This is a genomic window from Carbonicoccus niuqiaonis, from assembly GCF_050157065.1.
GTDB lineage: Bacteria > Actinomycetota > Actinomycetes > Propionibacteriales > Propionibacteriaceae > Avipropionibacterium.
In genome coordinates this window covers 2,256,039-2,281,576 of record NZ_CP189573.1, presented here as the reverse complement: position 1 = coordinate 2,281,576, position 25,538 = coordinate 2,256,039, and the positions used below count along the sequence as shown (strand labels likewise).

At 69.8% G+C, this 25,538-nt stretch carries 22 protein-coding genes; 13 read left to right on the top strand and 9 right to left on the bottom strand.

The annotated features are described in order from the left end of the window. Positions 1 to 160 precede the first annotated feature (160 nt). Positions 161 to 2,338: a S9 family peptidase gene (locus tag ACQBAU_RS10445; RefSeq protein ID WP_465256692.1), complete on the bottom strand. Its 2,178-nt coding sequence runs from the start codon at positions 2,336 to 2,338 to the stop codon at positions 161 to 163. A gap of 31 nt (positions 2,339 to 2,369) precedes the next feature. Beyond that, positions 2,370 to 2,810, bottom strand: a complete 441-nt coding sequence (locus tag ACQBAU_RS10440; RefSeq protein ID WP_434549080.1) for a class F sortase — start codon at positions 2,808 to 2,810, stop codon at positions 2,370 to 2,372. Between the two features lie 384 nt (positions 2,811 to 3,194). Between ACQBAU_RS10440 and ACQBAU_RS10435 the strand changes: the two genes are divergently transcribed. Together ACQBAU_RS10435 and ACQBAU_RS10430 are read left to right on the top strand one after the other, a co-directional pair. Further along, positions 3,195 to 3,701: a hypothetical protein gene (locus ACQBAU_RS10435; RefSeq protein WP_465256691.1), complete on the top strand. Its 507-nt coding sequence runs from the start codon at positions 3,195 to 3,197 to the stop codon at positions 3,699 to 3,701. Positions 3,702 to 3,788: 87 nt separating this feature from the next. Next, positions 3,789 to 3,917, top strand: coding sequence for a hypothetical protein (locus ACQBAU_RS10430; RefSeq protein WP_465256690.1), 129 nt, complete (start codon positions 3,789 to 3,791; stop codon positions 3,915 to 3,917). 389 nt (positions 3,918 to 4,306) lie between these two features. Here the strand turns inward: ACQBAU_RS10430 and ACQBAU_RS10425 are convergent, their stop codons facing one another. After that, positions 4,307 to 7,525, bottom strand: a complete 3,219-nt coding sequence (locus ACQBAU_RS10425) for a heparinase II/III domain-containing protein (RefSeq protein WP_465256689.1) — start codon at positions 7,523 to 7,525, stop codon at positions 4,307 to 4,309. A 332-nt stretch (positions 7,526 to 7,857) separates the two neighbouring features. Here ACQBAU_RS10425 and ACQBAU_RS10420 point away from each other — a divergent pair, with 332 nt between their 5' ends. Next, a complete protein-coding gene (locus ACQBAU_RS10420; protein WP_465259355.1) occupies positions 7,858 to 8,526 on the top strand; it encodes an ATP-binding cassette domain-containing protein in 669 nt (222 codons plus the stop codon). 10 nt (positions 8,527 to 8,536) lie between these two features. Here the strand turns inward: ACQBAU_RS10420 and ACQBAU_RS10415 are convergent, their stop codons facing one another. Then, entirely contained in the window at positions 8,537 to 9,409 is an 873-nt protein-coding gene (locus tag ACQBAU_RS10415) for a thioesterase family protein (protein ID WP_465256687.1), read from the bottom strand. Positions 9,410 to 9,443: 34 nt separating this feature from the next. After that, positions 9,444 to 10,193 carry a hypothetical protein gene (locus ACQBAU_RS10410; RefSeq protein WP_465256686.1) on the bottom strand — a complete coding sequence of 250 codons (750 nt, stop codon included), beginning with the start codon at positions 10,191 to 10,193 and terminating at the stop codon, positions 9,444 to 9,446. Here ACQBAU_RS10410 and ACQBAU_RS10405 point away from each other — a divergent pair. The 4 genes from ACQBAU_RS10405 (at position 10,192) to ACQBAU_RS10390 (ending at position 15,047) form a co-directional block, all read left to right on the top strand. Next, a complete protein-coding gene (locus ACQBAU_RS10405) occupies positions 10,192 to 11,802 on the top strand; it encodes a glutamate-cysteine ligase family protein (protein ID WP_465256685.1) in 1,611 nt (536 codons plus the stop codon). The genes ACQBAU_RS10410 and ACQBAU_RS10405 overlap by 2 nt on opposite strands. Next, positions 11,802 to 12,167, top strand: a complete 366-nt coding sequence (locus ACQBAU_RS10400) for a universal stress protein (RefSeq protein WP_434549071.1) — start codon at positions 11,802 to 11,804, stop codon at positions 12,165 to 12,167. Before ACQBAU_RS10405 ends, ACQBAU_RS10400 begins: the two co-directional genes overlap by 1 nt. A gap of 70 nt (positions 12,168 to 12,237) precedes the next feature. Continuing rightward, positions 12,238 to 13,836 carry an RNA polymerase sigma factor gene (locus tag ACQBAU_RS10395; RefSeq protein WP_434549070.1) on the top strand — a complete coding sequence of 533 codons (1,599 nt, stop codon included), beginning with the start codon at positions 12,238 to 12,240 and terminating at the stop codon, positions 13,834 to 13,836. A gap of 215 nt (positions 13,837 to 14,051) precedes the next feature. Next, the gene (locus ACQBAU_RS10390) at positions 14,052 to 15,047 is read left to right on the top strand and encodes a hypothetical protein (RefSeq protein WP_465256684.1); all 996 of its coding nucleotides are present in this window, start codon (positions 14,052 to 14,054) and stop codon (positions 15,045 to 15,047) included. Positions 15,048 to 15,505: 458 nt separating this feature from the next. Here ACQBAU_RS10390 and ACQBAU_RS10385 read toward each other — a convergent pair whose 3' ends face one another. Together ACQBAU_RS10385 and ACQBAU_RS10380 are read right to left on the bottom strand one after the other, a co-directional pair. Continuing rightward, the gene (locus tag ACQBAU_RS10385; RefSeq protein ID WP_434549068.1) at positions 15,506 to 16,162 is read right to left on the bottom strand and encodes an SRPBCC family protein; all 657 of its coding nucleotides are present in this window, start codon (positions 16,160 to 16,162) and stop codon (positions 15,506 to 15,508) included. Position 16,163: 1 nt separating this feature from the next. Continuing rightward, positions 16,164 to 16,559 (bottom strand): ArsR/SmtB family transcription factor, encoded by a 396-nt coding sequence (locus ACQBAU_RS10380; RefSeq protein WP_434549067.1) that lies wholly within the window; start codon positions 16,557 to 16,559, stop codon positions 16,164 to 16,166. A 159-nt stretch (positions 16,560 to 16,718) separates the two neighbouring features. Between ACQBAU_RS10380 and ACQBAU_RS10375 the strand changes: the two genes are divergently transcribed. Genes ACQBAU_RS10375 through ACQBAU_RS10365 form a run of 3 tightly spaced genes read left to right on the top strand, consistent with a single transcriptional unit; the run spans position 16,719 to position 18,835 of the window. Continuing rightward, positions 16,719 to 17,282: a DUF1707 SHOCT-like domain-containing protein gene (locus ACQBAU_RS10375; protein ID WP_434549066.1), complete on the top strand. Its 564-nt coding sequence runs from the start codon at positions 16,719 to 16,721 to the stop codon at positions 17,280 to 17,282. Positions 17,283 to 17,285: 3 nt separating this feature from the next. Further along, complete coding sequence (locus ACQBAU_RS10370; protein WP_465259354.1) at positions 17,286 to 18,290, top strand: DNA polymerase domain-containing protein; 1,005 nt, start codon at positions 17,286 to 17,288, stop codon at positions 18,288 to 18,290. Further along, positions 18,287 to 18,835 (top strand): DUF1707 SHOCT-like domain-containing protein, encoded by a 549-nt coding sequence (locus tag ACQBAU_RS10365; protein WP_434549064.1) that lies wholly within the window; start codon positions 18,287 to 18,289, stop codon positions 18,833 to 18,835. Before ACQBAU_RS10370 ends, ACQBAU_RS10365 begins: the two co-directional genes overlap by 4 nt. 113 nt (positions 18,836 to 18,948) lie before the next feature. Here the strand turns inward: ACQBAU_RS10365 and ACQBAU_RS10360 are convergent, their stop codons facing one another. Then, positions 18,949 to 19,143: a DUF7455 domain-containing protein gene (locus ACQBAU_RS10360; RefSeq protein ID WP_434549063.1), complete on the bottom strand. Its 195-nt coding sequence runs from the start codon at positions 19,141 to 19,143 to the stop codon at positions 18,949 to 18,951. Positions 19,144 to 19,439: 296 nt separating this feature from the next. Here ACQBAU_RS10360 and ACQBAU_RS10355 point away from each other — a divergent pair, with 296 nt between their 5' ends. From ACQBAU_RS10355 to ACQBAU_RS10345, 3 genes are read left to right on the top strand one after another with little or no spacing between them, the layout of a single operon-like run. Then, positions 19,440 to 21,515 carry a DNA gyrase/topoisomerase IV subunit B gene (locus ACQBAU_RS10355; RefSeq protein WP_434549062.1) on the top strand — a complete coding sequence of 692 codons (2,076 nt, stop codon included), beginning with the start codon at positions 19,440 to 19,442 and terminating at the stop codon, positions 21,513 to 21,515. Between the two features lie 16 nt (positions 21,516 to 21,531). Further along, positions 21,532 to 23,991 (top strand): DNA gyrase/topoisomerase IV subunit A, encoded by a 2,460-nt coding sequence (locus ACQBAU_RS10350; RefSeq protein ID WP_465256683.1) that lies wholly within the window; start codon positions 21,532 to 21,534, stop codon positions 23,989 to 23,991. Positions 23,992 to 24,010: 19 nt separating this feature from the next. Beyond that, positions 24,011 to 24,523 (top strand): beta-class carbonic anhydrase, encoded by a 513-nt coding sequence (locus ACQBAU_RS10345; protein WP_434549060.1) that lies wholly within the window; start codon positions 24,011 to 24,013, stop codon positions 24,521 to 24,523. Positions 24,524 to 24,564: 41 nt separating this feature from the next. On the opposite strand, the gene ACQBAU_RS10340 is transcribed toward ACQBAU_RS10345, so the two are convergent. Then, positions 24,565 to 25,509, bottom strand: coding sequence for a TetR/AcrR family transcriptional regulator (locus ACQBAU_RS10340; protein ID WP_465256682.1), 945 nt, complete (start codon positions 25,507 to 25,509; stop codon positions 24,565 to 24,567). Positions 25,510 to 25,538 lie beyond the last annotated feature (29 nt).

Here is a 25,538-nt window from a genome sequence, read left to right as displayed (position 1 = left end):
CCGTGCCCTGAGCAATCCCTGAGAAGCGACCCTGAGGGGAACCGAGCAGACCAGTCAGGGTGCTGGTCCGCCCGCCCCGTCGGCTCCCGGGCCGGCCACCGTTCAGCTGCGCCCGGCCCGTTCAGCTGCGGGCGGGCTCCGTTCTGCTGCGCCGGGCCCGTCAGCTGGGCGGGGTCGGATCCAACTGGTCGATCAGCCAGGCCGTCTCGAACGCCATGTCGGCCCACACCCGGTAGCGGCCGCTGACCCCGCCGTGGCCGGCGACCATCTCGGTCTTCAGCAGCACCGGCCGATCCGGGTGGGGTTCTGCGGTGTGGCGGAGCTCGGCCACCCACTTCGCCGGTTCGGTGTAGGAGACCCGGGTGTCGTTCAGCGAGGTGGTCGCCAGGATCGCCGGGTACGGCTTCGGCTCGACGTTCTCGTACGGGCTGTACGACTTCATGTAGGCGTACACGGCCGGGTCGGCGAGCGGGTTGCCCCACTCCTCCCACTCGGTGACCGTCAGCGGCAGCTCCGGGTCGAGGATGGTGGTCAGCGGGTCGACGAACGGGACGGCGGCGAGGATCGCCCGGAACCGGTCACCGGCGAGGTTGGCGACCGCACCGACCAGCAGGCCGCCGGCGCTGCCGCCGGAGGCACCGAGCCGGTCCGGTGAGGTCCAGCCCTGGGCGATGAGGTGGTCGGCACAGGCGATGAAGTCGGTGAACGTGTTGCGCTTGTGGTCGAGGCGGCCCTGCTCGTACCAGCTGCGTCCCAGCTCACCCCCGCCGCGGACGTGCGCGATGGCGTAGACGAAACCGCGGTCGAGGTAGGGGAGTGTCGGGATCGAGAAGCGTGGGTCGACCGGGATCTCGTACGACCCGTAGCCGTACAGCACCAGCGGCGCCGATCCGTCGAGCACCAGGTCGGCCCGGTGCACCAGCGAGATCGGGATCCGGGTGCCGTCGTCGGCGGTGGCCCAGGTCCTGGTCTGGGCGTAGTCGTCGCTGCGGTACGGGCCGTGCACCGGGTGGTCCAGCACCGGCTGCTGCTTGAGCAGCGTCAGCTCCCTCGAGGTCAGGTCGAGGTCGTAGGTCGAGTTGGGCGTGACCATCGAGGTGTAGTTGAGCCTGACCCTGTCGGTCACCCAGTTGGGGCTGCCCATCATCGAGGCGGTGTAGAGCGGTGCGTCGAAGTCGACGTCATGACCCGGCACCAGGTCGCCGTGTGCGTCGCGGCCCATCACGTGCACGGCGGTGAGGCCGTCACGCCGCATCGAGACCACGACGTGGTCACGGTAGGCGTCGACATCGGTGATCCGGACCCCCGGCGTGTGTGGCACCACCGGCCGCCACTGCTCCGGGCCGGTCGCCTCCAGCGGGGCCTCGCTGACCATGAAGTCGGTGGCGTCGAGGTTGTGCACGATCAGCAAGCGGTCACCGGCAGGCTCGACGTCGTACTCCACGTCGTCGCGCCGCGGCGCCACCACGCGCGGGGTGGCGTACGGGTCGGCGGCCGGCAGGATGCGCCACTCGCTGGACAGCTTGCTGCCCGACCCGATCAGCACCCACTCCTCGTCGCGGCTCAGCCCGGCGCCGACCCAGAACCGTTCGTCGGGCTCGGTGAAGACGGCCACGTCGTCGTCGGCCGCGGTGCCCAGCCGGTGCCGCAGCACGGTGTACGGACGCCACGCGTCATCGGCGCGGGTGTAGAACAGGTGCTCGTTGCCGGCCCACACCACCGAGTAGGAGGTGTTGTCGATGCTGTCGGACAACAGCTCGCCGGTACGCAGGTCGACGACCCGGAGCAGATAACGCTCGGCGCCGGTGTGGTCGACCGAGTACGCCAGCAGGTTGCCGTCGGGGGACACGTCGAAGGCGCCGACCGAGAAGAACTCGTGGCCCTCGGCCGCGGCGTTGCCGTCGAGCAGCACCACCTCGTCGGCCAGCTCCCCGTCCGGATCCGGCGGGGTCGTCGGATCGGTGGCCGGGACACGGCAGTGGAGGGCGTACTCCTGGCCCTCCACGGCCCGGCTGTAGTACCACCAGGCGCTGCCACCGGCGTCCGGGTCGCCGTGGACGGTGTGGACCGGCACCGACATGTCGGTCTGCTTGGTCCTAGCGGTGATCGACTCGAACACCTCGTCACGCAAGGCCTGTTGGGTGGCTGACTGCTGCTCGGTCCACGCGTTCTCCGCCTCGAGGTGGGCGATCACCTCGGGGTCATCGGCGTTGCGGAGCCATTCGTACGGATCGTGGAACTCGTCGTCGTGGTGGACCCGCGTCGTCGGTCGACGCGGTGCCGTCGGCGGTTGGGTCGGTTCGGTACGGGCTGGACCGGTATGGGGCTGCTCACTCACGCTGGCCGAGCTTAGTTGGGCCGCGGAGTGGTCAGGTCCGCTGGGCGAACACCACGACGTTGCGGTCCTGACGCGAACCGTCGGCGTTGAGGTAGCAGCCGATCAGCACCAGCCGGCCCGGCACGGTCGCGTACACCTCGTCGGCGTGCTGGATGCTGTCACGGGGGTAGAGCTTGACCGCCGACACCTTGTACTGCAGCGATCCGGTGGTCGTGTCGACCATGATCACCTGCCCCGGCGTGACCGTCTGCAGCCGGTCGAAGACGCCGCCACCGGCGCGGACGGTGTGACCCAGCAGGTACACCGTGTCACGGGCACCGGTGCCGGGCCTGCCGCGCTCCGCCCACCGGAACACCTGGGAGCTGTTGGGTGGGGTCAGGATGTTCGTCCGCGGGTCCGGTGAGATCGGAGCACCGGCGGTGGCCGACAACACACCGTCAATCCGCAGCCGGGTGACCTCGGCCGTCGGCACGGCCCGTGACGGCGACGCGGAAGGCTGCGACGGCGTCGAGGTCGAGGCTGACCCGTGCGTGGTGGCCGAGGCTGGCACTTGCTCGGCGGACGTCGCCGCCGGCGACGAGGTGTCGGGTGGTTCCGACGACGGTGAGAGGGTAGGGCCCACCGTCGTCGGAGCAACCGGCGACGCCCCGGGACCCACGGGGGATCCCGGAGTGTCAGCCGTCACCGCGGGCGGCCGGGTCTCGTGCCAGGCCACGAAGGACCCGCCGAACAACCCGACCGCCAGAGCGGCAGCGGCGAACCGCCGCCGGGTGATCACTGTTCCCGGGTGCCCTTGCGCCGCGGGAACACGGCCACGGCGGTGGCTGCCAGGCCGCCACCGAGCAGGAACGGCCAGATGGGCAGGCCGTCACCGCCGGTGCCGAAACCGGGTCGGCCGTTGCCGGGCGCTGCCGGCGTCGTGCTGACCGTCGTGCTGCCGACCGCCGTGGTGCGCGTCGACGTGGTGCTCGCCGGCGGGGTGCCACCCGTGGACGGCGGGTGGGTGACCGGTGGCGTCGAAGCGGGTGGCGTCGAAGCGGGTGGGGTCGAGGCCGGTGGGGTGGAGGCCGGTGGCGTCGAAGCGGGCGGCGTCGAAGCGGGCGGGGTGGAGGCCGGTGGCGTCGAGGCCGGCGGGGTGGAGGCCGGTGGCGTCGAGGCCGGCGGGGTGGAGGCCGGTGGCGTCGAGGCCGGCGGGGTGGAGGCCGGTGGCGTCGAGACCGGTGGGGTCGAGACCGGTGGGGTCGAGACCGGTGGGGTCGAGACCGGTGGGGTCGAGACCGGTGGGGTCGAGACAGGCGGTGTGGACGCCGGTGGGGTGGACGACGAAGGTGTACCGCACGGTCCGTGGGACAGGTTGAACTGACCGTCCCACGTTGCGACGATGCTGGCCGTCGCGGACACGACGTCCTGGTCCAGGTGGTCGTAGGTGGTGTAGTGCGCAACGTTGCCGGTGACCCTGTCCAGCGGAACCACGACGGAGTTCCCACCACTGAACGTCACCGTGATCGACGCCGGCGCCACGCCGTCACTGCCGACACCGGTGATCACGAAGTGCCACTCGGTGGCGTCGCATCCGTGATCGTTGAGGGCCTTGGCCGAGATGATCATGGCATCGGTCTGGGCCGGGGCGACGCTGTCGGGCACGGCATCTGCGGTCGCCGTGGCGATCGCGTGGAAGCCCGGCACGAGCAGGGCCGCCGAGGCAACAAGGCACGCCAAAGGCGCGCGCGAAACACGCATGATGAAACAACTCCCCCGAGTCATCAAGCGGCCCCCACGGTGGAGACCGCGGGCGCACTGCGCAGGGAGGAGATCGGCGGACCAAACACCCCCGAGCAGGTCGCCTGAGGTCAGTCTACGTCGTGCCGCAAACCCTGACGGTAACGATTCGACACTGGTGATCACACGGTCGCCAACAGCGCCGATCGGGCCCCGACGGGGCGGCGAATCGGCGCTGCTGGACGTGTACTACCGGTGCCAGCTGCGCTGGCGGGGAACCCGTACGGCCTGTCCCTGCGCCACGTCATAGACGTAGCCGCCCTCAAGATCATCAGGATCGGCCATCTCCCGGACCAGCGTGGTCCGACCCAGGCCGAGCCGCAGGCCCGATCCGTCGACCGTGGCCTCGACGATCCGGTACGTCGCGGTGCGGACACCGTCGTTCGCCACGTGGACCTCGAGTCCGACGACCTCCTCGGCCGCAGCAGCAAGATCAACATCGCCGACCGAGACCACCAGCTCACTGGTCGAGTCCGGGCCCGGCTCCTCGCGGTCGAGGTCACTGGTGAACCCGGTGAGGGTCCCGGTGAAGGCGGGCGGGTCGGCCTGCAACGTCGCCACCGCACCCGTCGCGGTGTCCTTCGGGTTGAGTTTCGCCGCCTCCGAGGTGAACGCCCACTGGCCCTTGCCGGCCACCAGCGAGTAGACCCCGAACACCCCGCTGAACTTGAACACCCCGTCGATGTCGAGTTCCACCTCCGGCCGCAGCGAGTGCACGACGTAGTCGACCCGGCCGTCGGTGAGCTCGATCTTGATCACCGACACCTCGTCACTGCTCACCTCGACCTCGGCGGTCGGGGTGACCGAGCTGATCTTGGTGATGGCCGAGGCGTCCACGTACGGTTCGAACACCGCGTTCACCGTGGTCGTCAGGTCGGTACCGCTGCGCCGCCCCAACAGGTAGCGGAGCGTCTTCGGGTTGCCCGGCTTGTTGCGCGGCGGCTCCCCGTCGGCCAGCGCGACCTCGTCGAAGTCGGCCAGGAAGGTGGCCCGCAGGTGGAGGTTCGGGTCGGACTCGTGGACGTCCCAGGTGTCGACGACGTCGTAGTCCAACGAGAACTGTGCCCCGGGATCGGAGTCGCGGGACACGTTGATCAACCAGTCGAAGCCCGAGGCGTTCGGATCCGCGGTCGCGTCGTCGGGTGGCTGCGGCACGTCGGCCCCGGCGTAGGTGCCACCGTCCTGCGGCACCAGCGCCAGCCCGGTCGGGGTGACCGGACCCTCGGCACCGTGGAACGAGTAGTCGTGCCGGTCGCCCCCGACGACCCGGAAGACGTCGACCAGGTACGCCCGGTCCGCGTCGATCCTGATCATGGCCGTGGTGCGGCGGTAGGTGCCGGTCTGCTCGTACGCCGAGGACGCGTCGACGTCGACGAACTTCACGTTCTCCGCGTCCGCCCACGCCAGCGGGCGGCCCGGGGCGTACTGCTGCAGCTGAGGTGAGGAGTCGACGACCACCGTGTTGTGCGCGACCGTGTTGTCGGTCCACTCGTGCCGGCGGATCGAGTTGTCGGCGAACTCCGGGTAGCCCTGGTCGGGCATCACGTCGACCCCGTTCGACCACATCTCCAGGTTCAGCGCGTCCCGGTGGGCATGCCCGATGGTGCGACCGTAGTAGACCGAGAAACCGCGCGCGGCATCGTCGGCACCGTCACGCAGCAGCGCCATGCCGAATCCGGACAGGTTCATCGACGGCAACGCCAACGACCCCTTCGAGGTCACGATCGCCTCGATCTCGGCCTGCAACGCTGCGGTGTCGAGGGTGAAGATGCCCGCGTTCAGACCGGCTGCCGACTCGTCGTTCATCAGGTACGCCAACTGCGCCGACTCGACCTCCCCGTACTGGGCGAACGCCTGGGTGTACGTCGTCGGGCTGCCGAACAGTCCGGGCTTGCCGGTCGAGCCCGAGTCGCCGATCGGTGGGGTGTAGCTGTTCAGCATGGTGAGCGGGCCACGGGCCAACACCATCCGGCGGACCGTCGGATGCTGGTACAGGTCGGCGGTGGGGAACAGGTCGTACCCGGCCAGCAGGTCGGCGATCTGTCCGATCTGGCCGATCCAGCCGTAGTTGTAGCCCGGGCCGCTCTCGTTGCCGAACCCGTCCCGGTCGACGTCTCCCAGGATCACCGGGTACACGTTGCCACCGGTGATCCGGTACGGGTTCGACAAGAAGGCGCCGGCCTGGAAGACGAACTCCAGCCACTCCTTGGAGTCCACCGGGTCGTCCAGCACCACCGCGGCGAAGGCCAACGCAGACTGGTGGGCGCCGAAGTTGCCGCGGATGCGGGCCTCCTTCACCGACGGGAACACCTGCCGCAGGATGCCGTGCTCGATGTTGGCGCGCACGTCGGCGGTGGTGGCCTTCGGGTTGAGCCCGTACTGTTCCGACTTCGCTTGCAGGAAGGGCAGGACTCCCGCCAGGTCCTCGTCGGCGATCGCCGGGTAGAACGCCTCGTACGCTTCACACAGGTGCTTGACCAGCCCGGTCTCCCAGATGCTGCCGACGACATTGCCCAGCCCGGTGCCGCCGTCGGAGGCGAGGTAGCCCTCCGACTTGGGGTGGGCACTGCGGTCCATGCTCGGGTAGACGTCGGCGATCCGGTCCAGCGCGATCAGGCCGGCTCGGGCGTACTTGAGGTCACCGGTGTAGGCGTACGCACGGGCCGCCGACAGCACCGGCGCATCCAGCAGCGAGTCGGGATTGAGCCAGGTGAACCAGTGGTTGTAGTACGCGATGAAGGTCCACTTGTCGCCGTTCTCGTCGACCCAGCCGTAGCCGTCGTCGACACCCCAGTCGGGCCCACGCTCGGGGTGACGGATGTTGACCAGGTACTGCGGATCTCCGAGGTCGCGGTCGAAGTTGCCGTGCTCGTCCAACGCCGAGGCGTAGAACGAGGCGAAGTCGTTGGTCGGGAAGACGTGGTCCGAGGACGGGTCGACCATCTGGTACGGCTTCGTGAACGGGTCGGCCAGCCACGGGTAGTTGCCGTACTCGTAGATGTCGGTCCCGGTGACGGGGGAGCCGAGCAACTGGTTCACCGCGTAGCTTCGAGGAAGGCCCTGAGTGGTCACCGACGCCCACAGCGTCTCCGGGTCCAGGGCGACCAGCTTGTCGGCGCGGGCGATCTCGGCGTCGGCGATCTCGCGTGCCCAGGCGAAGTTGGCGATGTTCTCCCGCGCTGCGGCGATCTTCTCCGCGCTGTAGTAGACGGTGCGCGACTTCACCGCGCTCAGCTGCTCGGGCGCGGCGTGCGCACTGCCGCCGCCGAGGCCACCCGCGGCGCCCCCGCCCAGCCCCACGGCTGCGGCGCCGAGGCCACCGGCCTGCAGCAGACGCCGGCGTGACAGATCGGCCGAGAACCTGGAGGTGGGTGCTGCGGACAGCTTCGGATGTTCTGCTGTGGACATCGGGGACCCTTCGTCTGGCGTCGGACCGACGGCCGAGTGCCGCCGTTCAATGCAGTCCGATATGCCTAGCACAGACTGTCCGGAATAGTCACTAGCTGCGTGGGGACTTTCCGTGATCCGCCCCTGATCGCGGCATCAGGGTCCAGCGCATCGCCCGGGCCGTCGGCAGCGAACAGCGGTGGACCCAGACCGGTGCGGTGCCCGGGCCGGATGTCCGGGGTGGTCGGGGGGCCTGCCCGATGGTGCCGGGCCATCACCCTTCCTAGGTTTGGGCTGCAGGCCCGTCCGGGCCATGCCGAAAGGGAACGGTCGTGGTCGGGGAACTTCGCAGGTTGACGCACAATGCGCTACGTCGCAGTCCGATCCCGGCTGCCATCCTGGTGGCGTTCGTTGCGCTGGCCTCGATGCTCGCCGGCTCGGCGAGCGGGCTGCTCGTGACCACCACCGGTGCCAGCGAGGCGTTGATGCGGCAGGCCGAGACCCCGCACCTGCTGCAGATGCACGCCGGCCCGGTCGACCTGGCGCGGCTGCAACGGTTCGCCGAGAACGACGAACTGGTCGAGGAGTGGTCGGCCACCCCGTTCCTGAACGTGGACGGGTCCGCCATCCGGGTCACCGGCGACGGTGTCGCCAGGGCCGAGTCGCTGCTGGCGCGGGCCGGGATCGGCGGCCTCGGGGGCCGGTTCCCGTCACAGGTCTCCGGTGGCCAGTTGCAGCGAGCCGGCATCTGCCGGGCCCTGATGCGCGAGCCCCGGATCCTGTTCGGTGACGAGCCCACCGGCGCACTCAACAGCCGCGCCGCCGACGAGGTGATGGACCTGCTCGGCGAACTCAACGCCGAGGGGACCGCCCTGTTGGTGGTGACCCACGACGCGAACGTCGCCGCCCGCGCCGACCGGGTGGTGTTCATGAAGGACGGCCGGATCGCCGACGAGGTCCAGCTCGACGGCACCGACCTGGTCGCCGCCATCAACACCTCGATGCAGGAACTGGCGATCTGACGGGTGCGCCTCAGCCGGTCGCCGGTGCCGCGCCGGACACACGCGCCGAGCCGGGCGCGGGCCGTACGGTCAGCAGCTGGGTGGCCCGCCCGACCGGGCCGTGCTCGTCGTGCAGCACGGTCTGGGTCACCCCGACCCCGTCGGGGCCGATGGAGGCGATCGTGTCGTATCCCGTCCGGTCGCCGCCCGGGGTGCGCCACAGGTGGATCTGCAGGTCGGTGTTGGGGAACATCCACTCGTACGGGTTCAGCGTGGCGGCGATGCCGTTGGCCGCGTCGACCAGCCGCAGGAAGGTCGCGGTGGCCGAGGCCGGCTCGTCCACCAGCGCGACGTCACTGTGCAGCCAGGCCAGCCGCCGTCCGGGGGTGTCGGCCTCGACGGTCCGCCCCTGCAGCGACCGGATGAAGCCGCCCGGCCACTGGGTGAGGCCGGCCCAGTCGCCCATCTCCGCCGCGGGCGGCAACGGCTCGGCCGGTCCCCGGCTGATCGCTGCGGTGTCCTGCCTCGACAGCCGCCAGACACTGGCCCGGATCACCGGCCGATCCGGCGCAGACACGGTGGTCAGCACCGCCTCGACCAGCTCGATGGTGCGGCCCGGGCGTACCACCCGGCAGTTGATCATGGTCTGCTCGAGCGGGATCAGGCCGAGGATCTCGTACGAGAACCGGCTGGCCGTCAGGTCGGGGCGTGGTGCGTACGACTCCAGCTCGTGGGCGAGCAACCCGGCCACCGGCGCCATGTGCTGTTCATGATCGTTCCACGCACCCTGGACGTGCTCGGTGGGCCGCCAGGTCCCGGTGTGGACCCCGGTCGGTCCGGCGTCGGCCGGAGACCCGCCGGAGCCACGGTCGACGCGTTCGTAGTAGACGTGCGGTGTCGGCATGGCCCGGATCCTACCGGTGAGTAGCTTGTGCCCCTCAGCTACGGCACGGCCGCGCACCGGGCGCCACCAACTGCACCCGACCGTCCACCTCGCAGTAGAACTGCGCCTCCTCCAACGACATCCGGAAACCGTTGGTGGTCTCGACCCCCTCGCACCGGATGCCGGCCCGCTCGCTGACGCAGGTCAGCTCGTTGTTGGTGATCGCGTGCCCGTACTCCAACACCGGCCGTTCGCCCTCCGGGATGGCGCCCAACGGGTCACCGACGCAGATCGGGCCGGGCTGCAGGTCGGGGGTGGCGATGCTGAGCACCGCGTACGCCCCGGGGCCACCGCCGGGCCACACTCCCGGGTCGCAGCTCTCACCCTCGGGCTGCTCGATGGTCCACTCGGTGTCGGGCAGGTCGCAGCGGACCAGCGAGGTGTCACCGGCGTTGTTCAGCACGCACACGATGCGACCGCTGGGCGAGGTGAACGCCCGGAGTCCCTCGGCGTCGGTGAACTCCTCGGTCTCGGTGATCGGTTCGCGACCCAGGTCGTCGTCGGTCGGTGAGGCTTCGGCCGAGGGCGGCGTGGTGGTGCCGGTCGAGGGTGGCGTGGTGGTGCCGGTCGCGGACTCCTCGCCCGGTCCGGGCTCGGGGGACGGCGGCGTACCGCCGGTGCACGCGGTCAGGGTGATCAGCAACAGCACCAGCAGGGGGGCGCCCAGTCGGTGGACGGCCCGGCGGGCCCGGCGCGCGGGTGCGTCTGCCGTGCCGGGAACTGTCGGGGCTGGACGTGGCTGCATGCGTGACCTCTCGTACCGACGACTCGCCGACGACACGGTGGTCGCCGGCACCCAGCCTGTCAGGTCGGTGGGTCGGTCGTCGTTCCGGGGGCGAATCGGTGCGCAGCGGGCCCGGATGCGCCACACTGGGGGAATGGGAGCCGAGGTCGAGCGGCGTGAGTTCACCCGCGAGGACCGCACGCGGTACCGGGAGAAGGTGCGGCGGTGCCTCGATGCGTTGGCACGCATGCTGACGCAGTCGCCGTTCGACACCGGACAGCCGATGGTGGGCCTGGAGATGGAGCTCAACCTGATCGGCGCGGACCGCAACGCGGCGATGACCAATGCCGCGGTGCTGGCCGCGATCGACGACCCCCTCTTCGTGACCGAGCTCGGCCAGTTCAACATCGAGCTGAACGTGCCACCGCGTCGGCTTGCCGAGGCTGGGCTGGCGTCGTGGGAGGCCGAGATCCGCGACAAGCTGAACAGTGCCGACGAGGCTGCCGCCCGGGTCGACTCGGAGTTGGCCCTGATCGGCATCCTGCCGACCCTGCGCCCCGCGGACGTGACGGCCGACCACCGCACCGAGAACCCGCGGTACGGGCTGCTCGACGAGCAGGTGTTCGCCGCCCGGGGTGAGGACCTGGTGATCAGGATGCAGGGGGTCGAACAGCTCGACCTCACCACCGACACGATCATGCCGGAGGCCGCCTGCACCTCGACCCAGGTGCACCTGCAGGCCAGCCCGGACGACTTCGCCGCCCACTGGAACGCCTCGCAGGCCATCGCCGGGATCGAGGTGGCACTCGCGGCCAATTCGCCGTACCTGTTCGGCAAGCAGCTGTACGCCGAGACCCGGATCCCGCTGTTCATGCAGGCCACCGACACCCGGTCGGAGGAACTGAAGGCCCAGGGCGTACGGCCCCGGGTCTGGTTCGGCGAGCGCTGGGTGACGTCGGTGTTCGACCTGTTCGAGGAGAACGCCCGCTACTTCCCGGCGCTGTTGCCGATCGTCGACGAGGCCGACCCGATCGCCGACCTGGACGCGGGGCGGGTGCCGGAGCTGCACGAACTCAACCTGCACAACGGCACGGTCTACCGGTGGAACCGGCCGGTGTACGACACCTCCGACGGGGCACCACACCTGCGGGTGGAGAACCGCGTGCTGCCGGGCGGTCCGACGGTGGCCGACACCGTGGCCAACGTGGCGTTCTACGCCGGGCTGGTCCGCGCCCTGGCCACCGTGGAACGGCCGATCTGGACGCGGATGTCGTACGGCACCGCGCAGGACAACTTCGAGGCCGGTGTCCGGCAGGGGATCGACGCGTCGGTCTACTGGCCGGGAGTCGGCACCGGTCCGGTCACCGACCTCGTCCTGCGGAAACTGCTGCCACTCGCGCACGCCGGACTGTCGGACTGGGGTGCCTCGACCGCCGACGCCGATCACTACCTGCAGATCATCGAGCAGCGATGCCTGCGACGTCGCAACGGGGCGACGTGGCAGACTTCCCATGTCGGAGCCCGAGAGTCCCAGGGCGCCACCCGATCCGAGGCTCTCACCGCGATGGTGGGGGAGTACGTGGAACGGATGCACAGCAACGAGCCGGTGCACACCTGGAAGGAGCGCTGATGTCGGTCATCGTGGTCGGGTACTCAGCAAAGCCGGAAGGACAGGCCGCCCTCGATCGTGCGATCGAGGAGGCGAGGATGCGCGACTGCCAGTTGATCGTGGTCCACACCCTCGAGGAGGACGGCGAGGTGACCTCGCTCGCCGAGCAGCTCGCCCAGTCAGGTCTGGAGCACCAGATCCGGCTCGCGCCGGACCGGTTGGACCCGGCCGAGGAGGTGCTCGCCGCCGCGGAGCGCAGTACCGCTGACTTCATCGTGATCGGCCTGCGCCGTCGTTCCCCGGTGGGGAAGCTGTTGTTGGGCAGCAACGCCCAGCGCGTACTGTTGGACGCCGCGTGTCCGGTGCTGGCGGTGAAGGCGGGCTGAGGCAGCCGCCGAACCGGCTTCGTCGGAGCCGGTTCGACGTCGTGGGCCATGATCACGTCGGAGGCGATTCGTGGTCCGCCCCGAGCGCGTGGCAGAATACATCGGTGGACATCGCTTTGACATCCAGTCGGCGACGCCATGCTCAGATCCGGTTACGTCCCGCGTCGAGACCCAGCTCGACCGACCGTCACTCGAGAGGTTCTTTGTGACAGCCAAGTCTTCCACCACCGCCACGGACGCAACCGAGACGGTGGTTCCTTCCTCCACGCACACCACCTCCCGGGTGAGTGCGGCCGCCCGCAGCGCCGCGGCGAAGGTGTCGGCCCCGGCACCTGACGAGTCCCAGGACAGCGGCACGAGGACGGCCAAGAAGGCCGCGGCGAAGAAGCCGGCCGTGAAGGCGGCCCCCGCGGCGAAGGCGGCCCCGGCGGCGAAGGCGGCTCCGGCGGCGAAGAAGGCTCCCGCGAAGAAGGCGGCGGCGAAGAAGACCGCGGCCAAGAAGACGGCGAAGAAGGCCCCCGCCAAGAAGGCGGCCACCGATCCCACCACCGCCGAGGTCACCGCGACCATCGACGGTGACGACCTGGTGCTGACCGTCGGCGGCAAGAAGCGCACCCTGGACGACGTCGACGAGTCGGCGTTCGACTCCAAGGCCGCTGCGGCCGAGGAGAAGGAGCTCACCGAGGAGGCCGGCGGCTTCAGCCTGTCCGACGCCGATGACGCCGACGAGCCCGAGCAGCAGGTGATGGCGGCCGGCGCGACGGCCGACCCGGTGAAGGACTACCTGAAGCAGATCGGCAAGGTCGCCCTGCTGAACGCCGAGATGGAGGTCGAGCTCGCCAAGCGGATCGAGGCCGGCCTGTTCGCCGACGAGCGGCTCAACAACGAGGGCCCCAAGGTTCGGGCCAGCCAGGTCGAGGACTTCGAGTGGATCGCCGAGGACGGCCGCAAGGCCAAGAACCACCTGCTGGAGGCCAACCTGCGACTGGTGGTCTCGCTGGCCAAGCGCTACACCGGCCGCGGCATGCTCTTCCTCGACCTGATCCAGGAGGGCAACCTGGGCCTGATCCGTGCGGTCGAGAAGTTCGACTACACCAAGGGCTACAAGTTCTCCACGTACGCGACCTGGTGGATCAAGCAGGCCATCACCCGCGCGATGGCCGACCAGGCCCGTACGATCCGGATCCCCGTCCACATGGTCGAGGTGATCAACAAGCTCGCCCGCGTCCAGCGGCAGATGCTGCAGGACCTCGGTCGCGAGCCCACGCCGGAGGAGCTGGCCAAGGAACTGGACATGACGCCGGAGAAGGTCGTCGAGGTCCAGAAGTACGGCCGGGAGCCGATCTCACTGGCCACCCCGTTGGGTGAGGACGGCGACTCCGAGTTCGGCGACCTGATCGAGGACTCCGAGGCAGTCGTCCCGGCCGACGCGGTCAGCTTCACCCTGCTGCAGGAGCAACTGCACGACGTGCTCGACACGCTCAGCGAGCGGGAGGCCGGCGTGGTGTCGATGCGCTTCGGGCTCACCGACGGCCAGCCGAAGACGCTGGACGAGATCGGCAAGGTGTACGGCGTCACGCGCGAGCGGATCCGTCAGATCGAGTCGAAGACGATGAGCAAGCTGCGCCACCCGTCGCGCTCCCAGGTGCTCCGCGACTACCTCGACTGATCGGTCCGACACCGCTGGCTCGGCGAGTGGGCAGTTGGCGGGGTCGCGGCGGAGTTGACGCCTCTCCGACTGCCCTGTCGCTCGACACCCACCGGTGAGTCACCAGCGCCCGGACGTTCCCGCGGGAGCGCCCCGGTGCCCGCCGCACGGGAGTTTTCCACAGGCCAAGAGGCGTTCGGGCGACAACCGCAGCACGGGCAGGCACGCTGTCTGCCATGTCAGGGGCATCAGAGGACGAACAGGTCGGGCCCGCGTGGTGCGGCGAGACCCACGTGGTGCGCAGCCGCCGCGGCGAATGGCTGCCGTCCGGCTGGGAACGGGTCACCCGCGGTGTCCGCTGCCGAGCCCCGATCGATGGTGATCCCTTCCTCTCCCAGTTGCTGGGCTGGCAGGAGGTGCTGCCGCCCGAGGCCCGGTGGACCCATCTCACCGCCGCCCGGATCAGGGGTTGGTGGTTGCCACCGCTCCCCGCCGACCTGCCGGTGTACACGGTGCATCCCCACACCGATCGGGTACGACGGGTCGGGCTCGTCGCCGCCCGGCGAACCGGCCTGTCACCGTACGAGTTGATGGCCGGACTCCGGGTCGATCCGGCGGTCGATGTCGTGGTGAGCCTCGCCCGCGACCTCTCCGAACTGGATCTGGCCTGTGTGGTTGCCGCTGCCCTGGCCTCCGGCTCGTGCTCCGCGGCTGCGCTGTCCGAGGTCGCGCGGGAGCCGGGTCGAGGGATGCGCGGGTTGCGCCGCGTCCTGCAGCGCATCGACCACAGGTACGAATCGCTGTGGGAGGTGATGCTGGCCGAGCTTCACCGGGCGTGTGGGGTGGCCGTCCAACCACAACACGAGGTGCGGGATCCGTCTGGCTGTTTCGTGGCGCGAGGTGATCTGTGGCTCGTCGGAACCCAACGGCTCCATGAGTACGACGGGGAGGTGCACCGCGAGCCCGGCCAACACCGCGCGGACCTCCGACGCGAGAGTGACCTCGGTCGCGCCGGATGGAGTCGTCGCGGCTACACCAGCAGGGACGTCCTGCACCAGGCCGTACGAATCCTGGCCGATGCCGACCATGCGCTGGGGAGGCCGCACGATCCCAGCCGGATCCGGCCGTGGCACACCTTGTTGCGCCCGTCGCTGTTCACGCCCACCGGACGAGCAGCCTTCGCAGCCCGGTTCGGCCTGTCCTTCGACACGTCGTCGCGCCGTGCCTCGTGAAGCCTCCCGCCCAGGTGGCCGGGCGCCTCGTCGCTCTTGACCGACAGGACAGTTGGCGAGGCGAGGAGGCCCGGACCGCCTCTCCAGCTGCCCGCTCGCTGTGGCGGGGCCTCGCCGACTGCCCTGTCGGTGTGGCGGGGCCTCGCCGACTGCCCTGTCGGTGTGCCGGCACCTCTCCAGTTGCCCGCTCGGTGTACTGGGGCCTCGCCAACTGCCCGCTCGTCACGCCGCACCCTCGCCAACTGCCTGCTCGTCACGCCGCACCCTCGCCAACTGCCCGCTCGTCACGCCGCACCCTCGCCAACTGCCCGGTGGGTACTCAGGTGCGGGATGTCGTGACCGACCGGGCAGTTGGAGAGGTGAGGAGGCCCGGACCGCCTCTCCAACTGCCCGCTCGGTGTGGCGGCACCTCGCCAACTGCCCGCTCGATGTGCTCGGACGCTCCCGCGGGAACGTGGCTACTGCCCGGAGCCGGTGAAGAAGCCCCAGGTGGCGTCCGCGGCCCGGGCTGCGGCCTCGGGATCGGCGCCGACGGCGACGTGCGTGGCGGCCCAGGCGTCTGCGGAACCTCGGGCGAACTGCTTCCCCTCGTCGGAGACCATCCATGCCTCGGCCTGGTCGGGGGTGATCCCGGAACCGTCGGCGGACAGATACGTGGCGAGGCCGAGCAGTCCGGAGTCCCAGCCGACACCGGTGGCGCCGGGGCCGTACGTCTGCCACATCTCGTCGGGGATGTCGGCGACCCGGGCCACGTGCTCCAGCTCAAGGGTGGTGTCGTCACCCTTCCCGGTGAGCCGGACGGTGACCCAGGAGATCCCGCCACCGAACCCCCAGGTGATCTTGAACCGGGCTGCGCCGTCGGCGGGTGGTTCGCACTCGAGCACTTCGCCGCCGGCGTTTCCCTCGAGTTGGTAGCGGCCGCCGTGGCGGAGCTCGCCACTGATCGGCATGAACCACCGCGGGATCCGTTCGGCCGAGGTCACCGCGTCCCAGACGTCGTCGATGGGGGAGTGGTAGGTCTGCTCCAGCACCTGGACGTTGGACGGCTCGCCGTCCACCTCCTCGATGCGCAGTTCGCGGGAGACCGCTCCCAGTTGGGCGGCAATGTCGACCATGTCAGTTCTCCTTCGTCGGCCCGGGATTCCCGGGGTCGTGGTCCTGCGTGGGTGGATGGACGGTCCCGCCCCGCCGCCGTTCGCGACGACCGCGGGCGAGTTCGGTGTCGAGCGCGGCCAGGGCCGGCAACCAGAACCGCTCGAACGGGGTCAGCCAGGCCCGGGCCGCGCGAGGTCCGCGGGCGTCAACGGCGTACAGGCGTCGGGTGCCTTCGGGGCGAACGGTCGCGAAGCCGTTCTCGCGCAGTACTCGGAGGTGTTGCGAGACCGCCGGCTGGCTGATGCCGAACTCGTCGCCGATCGCGGTGGCGAGCTCTCCGGCGCTCAGCTCACCCTCGGCGAGCAGTTCGAGGATGCGTCGCCGTACCGGATCGCCGAGGACATCGAGTGCGTGCACCCCAGCATTCTTACGTACAGACTTATATAAGTCAAGAGTGAAGCAGAGTTCGACCTCTCGCGCCGAGGGGTGTGGGGAGTGGGGCCTCCCGTGAGCTCGAGGGGCGCGGGAAGTGGTGCGTACGGGTACGTGGCGCCGGCAACTCGCTACGCTGATCGGGTGACGTCCGGGGAGATGCGAGTGGGTGACGACGAACGGCTGGAGGCCGTCCGCCTGCTCGAGGGCCAGGCTGCCGAGGGCCGACTCAACCCACAGGAGTTGACGGACCGCCGTGAGCAGGCACTCTCGGCGGTCACCCGCGGCGACGTCGTCGACCTGTTCCGTGACCTGCCGGTCGATCCACCGGCCGCCGGTGCCGGTCAGGGTTTCGCCCCCTACCGGCCGACGTCCGAGCCGGAGCCGCAACCGCAGTGGCCGGTCCTGCCGAGTTCGCGCGGCCAGGGGGCGGGGTCGGACGACACGTGGAACCCGGGGACCACCGAGACGGTGTCGTGGACCAACCTGCAGCCCGAGAGCCATCGCGGGCTGAGCCCCGGGGGCGTGAAGCTCACCTTGGCGCTGGCCGCCGTCGCGACGGCCGTGGCCCTGGGGATCGTCCTCGCCTCCGCTGGAGGTGGTTGGCTGGCCCTGGCCATCCCGGCCTTCCTGTGGATCGGGCTGTTCCCGGCACTGCGTCGCAGGTCGAGCCGGCAGCGGCCGAAGCCACTGGAGCGGGAGGAGTGAGCGGTGTCCAGCACGCTCCGCGGGGTCGACCTGAGCAGTCTGGACACCGAGCTGTACGACGGGTGCGGGGTCAGCAAGGGGGAGTTGATCACCTACCTCGACGTGATGGCCGACCGGCTCGTCGCCGAGCTGACCGACCGCGCGTTGTCGGTGGTACGGGCCCGGCCCGGTGCCGAACCGTTCATGCAGAAGAACCTCCCCAAGCATGCGCCCCCCTGGATCGCCTCCACCTCCGTGTGGGCCGAGACGTCACAGCGGACCGTACGGTATCCGCTGGCCAACGACGCCAGAACCGTGCTGTGGTTGGGAAACCAGCGAACCGTCGAGTTCCATCCGTCCTTGATCAGGATCGATCAGCATTTGGCCGAGGAGCTGATCATGGACCTCGACCCGCCACCGACCGACGACGTGGTTGCCGGGTTCGCCCAAGCGGCAGCGACGGCTGAGCTGGTCCGGCGGGCGCTGGCCGAGCTCGGCCTGGTCGGACAGGTGAAGACCAGTGGGGCCAAGGGGCTCCACATCCGCGTACCGATCGAACCGACCTCGTTCGAGGACGCCGCCGGTGCCACCCGGGCGCTGGCCGTACGCACGGCACGGCTCGACCCCGACCTGGCCACCACCGAGTTCGTCCGCGACCAACGCGGCGGTCGGGTGTTCGTCGACTCCACCCGGGCGGGGGGAGCGACCCTGGTGTCGGCGTGGAGCCCACGGGCCCGACTCGGCATCCCGGTGTCGTACCCGGTCAGCTGGGACGACCTGCCTGGGCTCGACCCGCGCCGATTCACCGTACGAACCGTTCCTGAGCTGGTCGGCGAGGGCGACCCGTGCGCGCGACGACCGACCCGCTCCGCAGCCACTGCCCGACGTGCTCGTGGCCGAGGGCCGAGAGATCCCCGAGGGCAGGGTGGTGGCGATGCACGAGGGACTCCGCCGGGCGCGGGCGAGGCGTCGGACGAGTCAGGAACCCGATTCGTCGACGTGATCGAGTCGGTAGGCTGGTCGGCGTGAGCAGCGACCACCCAGAACCGTCCCTGAGGATCGGCAACGCCGAACGCGACGAGGCCGTGCAGTTGCTGCAGCAGCAGGAGGCGGAAGGGCGGCTCGACCGCAGTGAACTGGCGGAGCGGACCCAGCAGGTGAGGGCGGCCCGTACCCGCGACGACCTCTTCCCCGCGTTCGCCGGACTGCCGGTCGACGTACCGGCTGCCGCTGAGCCTGCCGAGTTCCCGCTCTACCCGGGCACCGATCCGGCCACCGGGGCGTCGACCCCGGTCGGTGAGGGCAGGCAACTGGCTCCGGTCGAGGACGACCGGCAGCTGGCACTGCCCGACCTCGGCGCGGCGCTCAGCTCCAAGGAGGAGCGACTCGAGACCTCGCCCGCGGTCAAGCGCACCGGTGCCGCGGTGATGGCCCTGCTGTGGCCGGCGGTGTTCGTGATCAACATGATCTTCGGCTGGCACCTGTGGTGGCTGTTCTTCATCCCGGTGTTCGCCAGCGGCTGGATCGCGTACGTCTTCGGGCTCGGCGACCGGCCTGGCGGACGCCACCACTGACGCCAGCCAAACTGCGGGGTCGGGGCCGGAACGCGAACCCGGGCCGGTGAACCCGGACTGGAACGCGACGAGGCCCGGACCGTCACCGGTCCGGGCCCCTGCGGTGGTCAGTCTCAGCTGACGCGGTGACTCTCGTCCTCGATCTTCAGCGCCACCTGCTTGAGCTTGTCGCCATGCTCCTTGCCGTGGTGTGCGCAGAAGAGGAGCTCGCCGGACGGCAAGGTGACTCGGACGTACGCCTGAGCCCCGCAGCGGTCACAGCGGTCAGCGGCGCTCAAGGTGGTGTCCTCGACAATGTTCGTGCTCACGGTGGGCCCCTCCCTGTTGTGCGATGCAGGCCCGTTCCGCCTCGGAAGTCGGGAGTGGGCCCTTCACCAGTCACAACCGGTGAAGTCCCCGCTTTGTTCCCACTTCCAGCAACGGCTGCGAACCTGCAGGTTGTCACCGAGAGTACCCGGACCATGGGCCGGGTGAACCCCTTTCCCACAACCGGCGGGTGTGTCGCATGTTCAACCGTGACCTTCGGTCGGCCCAACCATGACCTCCGGTCGGCACACCGCGTCGGCTCCACGGCTGGGCACGGGTTGCTGGGTAGTCTCGGGCGGTGGCCAAAGCGAGGACAGCACCGGAGTCAAGGGACTACGAGGCACGGCACCTGTTGGTGCTGGAGGGACTGGAAGCGGTCCGCAAGCGTCCCGCGATGTACATCGGCTCCACCGACACCCGGGGGTTGATGCACTGCCTGTGGGAGATCATCGACAACGCGGTGGACGAGGCCCTGGCCGGGTTCGGCCAGGAGATCGACGTGACCTTGCGTGGCGACGGCGGCATCACCGTCGTCGACCGGGCCCGTGGCATCCCGGTCGACAAGGAACCACGGACCGGGCTGAGCGGGGTCGAGGTGGTGTTCACCAAGCTGCACGCCGGCGGCAAGTTCGGCGCCGGCTCGTACAACGCGACCGGCGGCCTGCACGGTGTCGGGTCGTCGGTGGTGAACGCACTGGCGTCACGGCTCGACGTGGCGGTGACCCGCAACTCGGCGGTCTGGGGGGTGTCGTTCAGCCGCGGCGTCGTCGGCAGCTTCGACGGTGACGGGCCGCAGGCCAGGTTCACCCCGGGCGGCGGACTCACCAAGGTCGGCAAGGCCAAGCGGGGCACGTCCGGCACCACCGTCACCTACTGGCCCGACCGCGAGATCTTCCTCGCCGACGCCGAGTTGTCGTGGACCCATCTGACCGACCGGGCCCGCCAGACCAGTTTCCTGGTGCCCGGGCTGGCCCTGCGGGTCCGCGACGAGCGCGGCGACGAGCCGGTCGAGGAGTACTTCCGCCACGACGGCGGCATCGCCGAGTTCTGCGACTACCTCGCCGCCGACGACAAGGTCACCGACATCGTCCGGCTGCAGGGGCACGACCAGTTCACCGAGACCGTGCCGATGCTCGACGACGACGGGCACATGACCCCGGCCGACGTCGACCGGGACCTCGAGGTCGACGTGGCCGTCCGTTGGGGCACCGGCTACGACACCACCACCAGGTCGTTCGTGAACGTGATCGCCACGCCCAAGGGCGGCACCCATGTCGCCGGGTTCGAACGCGGGCTGGCGAAGGCAGTCACCAAGTCGCTCGAGGGCACCCGACTGCTCAAGGCCGGCGACGACATCGTCAAGGACGACGTGCTCGAGGGCATGACCGCCGTGGTGACCGTACGGCTGGCAGAACCACAGTTCGAGGGCCAGACGAAGGAAGTCCTCGGTACGCCGGCCGCCTCCCGGATCGTCGCCAAGGTCGTCGAACAGGAGATGGGCAGCTTCCTCAGCTCCACCAAGGCCGCGAACAAGGCGCAGGCCCGGCAACTGCAGGAGAAGGTGGTGTCGGCCTCGCGGACCCGCGTGGCGGCGCGTCAGCACAAGGACGCCCAGCGTCGCAAGACGGCCCTGGAGTCGTCGTCGCTGCCCGCCAAGCTGGTCGACTGCCGCAGTGTGGACGGCGAGCGGTCCGAGCTGTTCATCGTGGAGGGCGACTCCGCCCTCGGCACCGCCAAGCTTGCCCGCGACTCGGAGTTCCAGGCGTTGCTGCCGATCCGCGGCAAGATTCTCAACGTCCAGAAGGCGTCGGTGGGCGACATGCTGAAGAACGCCGAGTGTGCCTCGATCATCCAGGTGGTCGGTGCCGGCTCGGGACGGACCTTCGACCTCGACCAGACCCGGTACGGCAAGATCATCTTCATGGCCGACGCGGACTCCGACGGCGCCCACATCCGTTGCCTGCTGGCCACCTTGTTCTTCCGCTACATGCGACCGCTGCTGGACGCCGGCCGCGTCTACACCGCCGTGCCGCCGCTGCACCGGTTCGAGTTGTCGAACCCGCGCAAGGGGATGGACAAGTACGTCTACACCTACTCCGACGCCGAGTACCAGCGCAAGGCCGCCGAGTTGACCAAGAAGGGTCTCAAGTTCGCCGAACCGCAACGCTACAAGGGGTTGGGGGAGATGGACGCCGACCAGTTGGCCGAGACCACCATGAACCCGCGGATGCGAGCGTTGCGGCGGATGACCGTCGACGACGCGGAACAGGCCGAGGCCACCTTCGAGATGTTGATGGGCAACGACGTCGCGCCCCGCAAGGAATTCATCATCGACGGGGCGTACGCCCTGGACGCCGAACGCATCGACGCCTGAGGAGAACGCACCCACGATGGCACGCCGCAAGTCCACCACCGTCGAGCCGGACGACTTCACCGAACGCATCCTCGACGTCAACGTCAGCGAGGAGATGCAGGAGTCGTTCCTGGAGTACGCGTACTCGGTGATCTACGCCCGTGCCCTGCCCGACGCGCGGGACGGGTTGAAGCCGGTGCAGCGCCGGATCCTCTACACCATGGACCAGATGCGGTTGCTGCCCGATCGGGGCCACGTGAAGTGTGCCCGCGTGGTCGGCCAGGTGATGGGCCAGCTGCACCCGCACGGCGACACCGCGATCTACGACGCGCTCGTCCGGACTGCGCAGGCCTGGACGATGCGGCTACCGGTGGTCGACGGGCACGGCAACTTCGGCTCACCCGATTCCGGGCCCGCGGCGATGCGGTACACCGAGTGCCGGATGGCCCCGGCCGCGCTGGCGTTGACCGCCGGGTTGGAGGCCGACACCGTCGACTTCCGGCCCAACTACGACGGCAAGGAGGTCGAGCCGTCGGTGCTGCCGGCGGCCTTCCCCAACCTGCTGGTGAACGGGGCGTCCGGGATCGCGGTGGGCATGGCGACCAACATCGCCCCGCACAACCTGGTCGAGGTGGTGCAGGCGTTGCGGCACCTGATCAAGCACCCGAACTCGACCCTCGAGTCGATCATGCGGTTCATCCCCGGGCCTGACCTGCCCACGGGTGGCAAGATCATCGGCCTCGAGGGGATCGCCGACGCGTACGCCACCGGCCGCGGTTCGTTCAAGGTGCGCGCGACCACCCGGATCGAGCAGATCACCCCACGCCGCAAGGGGATCGTGGTCACCGAGCTGCCGTACCTGGTCGGCCCGGAGAAGATCATCGAGCAGATCAAGGTTGCGGTCGGCAACAAGAAGTTGCAGGGCATCGCCGACCTGAAGGACCTGACCGACCTGGCCAACGGCACCCGCCTGGTGATCGAGATCAAGAACGGCTTCAATCCCGAGGCCGTGCTGGAGCAGCTGTTCAAGCTGACCAAGCTGGAGGACTCGTTCGCGATCAACGCGGTCGCCCTGGTCGAGGGGCAGCCCCGCACCCTCGGGCTGTTGGAGATGCTGCAGGTCTACCTGCAGCACCGGCTCGAGGTGACGCTGCGCCGGACGACGTTCTGGCGCGGCAAGGCCGAGGAACGGCTCCACCTGGTCGACGGCCTGCTCGTCGCCATCCTCGACATCGACGACGTGATCGCGATCATCCGTGGCTCCGACGACGTGGCCGCCGCGCGGGCCAAGCTGATGGAGGTGTTCGAGCTCACCGTCACCCAGACCAACTACATCCTGGAGATGCCGCTGCGCCGGCTCACCAAGTTCTCCCGGCTGGAGTTGGAGACCGAGCAGCAGGAACTGCAGGCCAGGATCGCCGAGCTGACCGAGATCATCGACGACGAACAGAAGTTGCGCGCCGTCGTCTCCGACGAGTTGGCGCAGGTCGCCAAGGATCACGGGACCCCTCGTCGTACGGTGCTGCTCGCCTCCGGCGGCGCTCCGAAGGTGTCGGCCGCCGAGCCGCTCGAGGTGCCCGACGACCCGTGCTGGGTGTTGTTGTCGGTGACCGGTTTGGTGGCGCGCACCGACCACGGTGAGGACCTGCCCGCCAGCCAGGACCGGTCCGGGCACGACGTGATCGGCTCCGCGATCCGCGTCACCGCACGGGCCGACTTCGGTGTGCTCACCTCGGCCGGCCGGCTGCTCAAGCTGTCGGCCATCGAGCTGCCGACCGTCCCGGTCACCGCCCAGGCGCCGAACCTCGCCGGCGGGGTGCAACTGTCGGAGTTGATCATGCTCGAGCAGGGCGAACGGGTGCTCGGGCTGACGACCCTGACCGACGACTCGCCCGGGCTCGCCATCGGCACCAGACAGGGCGTGGTGAAGCGGGTCAACCCCGAGGTGCTGGGCAAGGACGCGTGGGAGGTGATCCGGCTGGCCGACGGCGACGAGGTGGTCGGCGCGCTGGAGCTGACCGACCCCGAGGCCGACCTGGTCTTCGTGACCACCGATGCGCAACTCCTGCACTTCCCGGCAGCCGCCGTCAGGCCGCAGGGCCGTACCGGTGGTGGGGTCGCCGGGATCAAGCTCGCCGCCGGCGCCGAGGTCTGCTTCTTCGGTGCGGCCCGGCCCGACGACGCGGTCGTGGTGACCGTCTCCGGTTCGGCCGACGCACTACCCGGGACCGACGCCGGGTCGGTCAAGAACACCGAGTTGGGGGAGTACCCCGCCAAGGGCCGGGCCACCGCGGGAGTGCGGTGCCACCGGTTCCTGCGTGGCGAGGACCAGCTGATCCTGGCGTGGGTCGGCCGTGGGCCGGCGCTGGCCACCGCGGCGAGTGGCAGCCCGGTACCGCTGCCGGAACCGACCGGCAAGCGGGACGGCTCCGGGATGGGCGGCAGCCAACCGGTACTGGGCGTCGGCAGTGGAACGGTCGGTACGGCCACCTCGTGACGGGTCTAAGCTCGGGTCCGTGCCGGAACCAGACGAAGCCCACCCGTTCGCCGATCTGCTGGCTGCCAACGAGCAGTACGCCGCAACCTTCACCGGAGGTGAGCACTTCGACGGCCTGGCCCACGCCGGCCTCGGACTGCTCACCTGCATGGACTCGCGGATCGAACCGCTCGGCATGGTCGGCCTCCACATCGGCGACGCGAAGATCCTGCGTACCCCGGGCGGCCGGTTGACCGAGGAGTCGCTGAACGGACTCATCCTCGCGGTCAGCCTGCTCGGCGTCTCCCGCATCATGCTCGTCCCGCACACCCGGTGTGCGATGGCCGGCGGCGCGGAGGCGATCCGCGCGAAGGCGATGGAGCACAGCGGGATCGACCTGGGTGGCCTGTCGGTCGCCGCGTTCACCGACCAGCTCGCCGGGGTGCGCTACGACGTCGCCCGACTCCGGAACGAGCCGTTGATCAACTCCCGTGCCGTCGTCGGCGGATTCCTGTACGACGTGGACACCGGTCGCCTCGAGTCCGTGGCCTGATCCCCCGTCGCGGCCGGATCACCCGTCGCGGCCGGGGAGGCTCAGCGGAGCCGCTGGGCGGCCTTCGCGAACTCCTTGGCGGCGTCGCGATCCTTGCGTAGTTGGGCCTCGGCCTTGTAGAGCGCCTTGACCTGCTGTTCGGCCTGCTTGCGGCGAGCCACCCCGGCCTCGAGGGCGCGTTCGGCCTCGACCAGTGCCTCCTCGGGACCCAGCTCCCGTGGCGGTACGGGTTCCGGTTCGCCATCGGCGGCGGCGGCAGTCGCGACGCCATCGAGCAGCCAGTGCAGCCCACGTCGGAAGTCGTCGTCGTCGACCGGACCGTCGGCCCCCTCAACCGTGTCGCCGAAGTAGGCACCGCTGGCCAGCAGGGGGGCGACGTCGGGGAACCGGGCCGGAGTCGCGACCTCGGCGATCATCGCGCGGGTGGCGCCGTTGATGGCCTCGCGGCTGCGCATGATCTCCACCATGGACACCGCGAAGCCGCGGACGTAGACCGCGGCCGCCAGCAGGACGGCCAGCCGCTCGTCGGCACCCCCGGCCAGGGGGCGTAGCAGTCGCAGTGCGGTGTCGACGATCCGGAGTTGGTTGGGCATCACCAAGGCGTTGACGCCGACCGGGATCTCCAGGGCCCACGGGTGCGCCAGGTAGGCCTCCAGCAGCACCTGCGCCCAGGCCTCGATGCCGCTGCGCCAATCGTCCGTGACGCCGGTGCGCAGGTCCTCACCGGAGATCGCCGCGTCCAACATCAGCTGCTGCAGTTCGTCCTTGGTGCTGATGTAGCGGTAGAGCGCCATCGTGGTGAAGCCGAGTGACTGCGCGACCCGGGACATCGTGACGGCGCCGAGCCCGTCGGCGTCGGCGATCTCGATCGCGGCCTCAACGATGCGCTCGTGGCTCAGCTCGCGTTTGGGCCCCTTCTGCGGGAACTCGGCGACACCCCATGCCACGGCGACGACACGGGGGATGTCTTCTTCGGGCTGGCTCACCGGTGCTCCGTCCGTCGGTTCTCGTCGCT

Coding starts and splice junctions, on each gene's coding strand:
- ACQBAU_RS10435 (WP_465256691.1), top strand. CDS start 3,195: ATGGGCAGGCCGTCACCGCCGGTGCCGAAACCGGGTCGGCCGTTGCCG.
- ACQBAU_RS10425 (WP_465256689.1), bottom strand. CDS start 7,525: ATGTCCACAGCAGAACATCCGAAGCTGTCCGCAGCACCCACCTCCAGG.
- ACQBAU_RS10415 (WP_465256687.1), bottom strand. CDS start 9,409: ATGCCGACACCGCACGTCTACTACGAACGCGTCGACCGTGGCTCCGGC.
- ACQBAU_RS10405 (WP_465256685.1), top strand. CDS start 10,192: ATGCGTGACCTCTCGTACCGACGACTCGCCGACGACACGGTGGTCGCC.
- ACQBAU_RS10410 (WP_465256686.1), bottom strand. CDS start 10,193: ATGCAGCCACGTCCAGCCCCGACAGTTCCCGGCACGGCAGACGCACCC.
- ACQBAU_RS10400 (WP_434549071.1), top strand. CDS start 11,802: ATGTCGGTCATCGTGGTCGGGTACTCAGCAAAGCCGGAAGGACAGGCC.
- ACQBAU_RS10390 (WP_465256684.1), top strand. CDS start 14,052: ATGTCAGGGGCATCAGAGGACGAACAGGTCGGGCCCGCGTGGTGCGGC.
- ACQBAU_RS10385 (WP_434549068.1), bottom strand. CDS start 16,162: ATGGTCGACATTGCCGCCCAACTGGGAGCGGTCTCCCGCGAACTGCGC.
- ACQBAU_RS10350 (WP_465256683.1), top strand. CDS start 21,532: ATGGCACGCCGCAAGTCCACCACCGTCGAGCCGGACGACTTCACCGAA.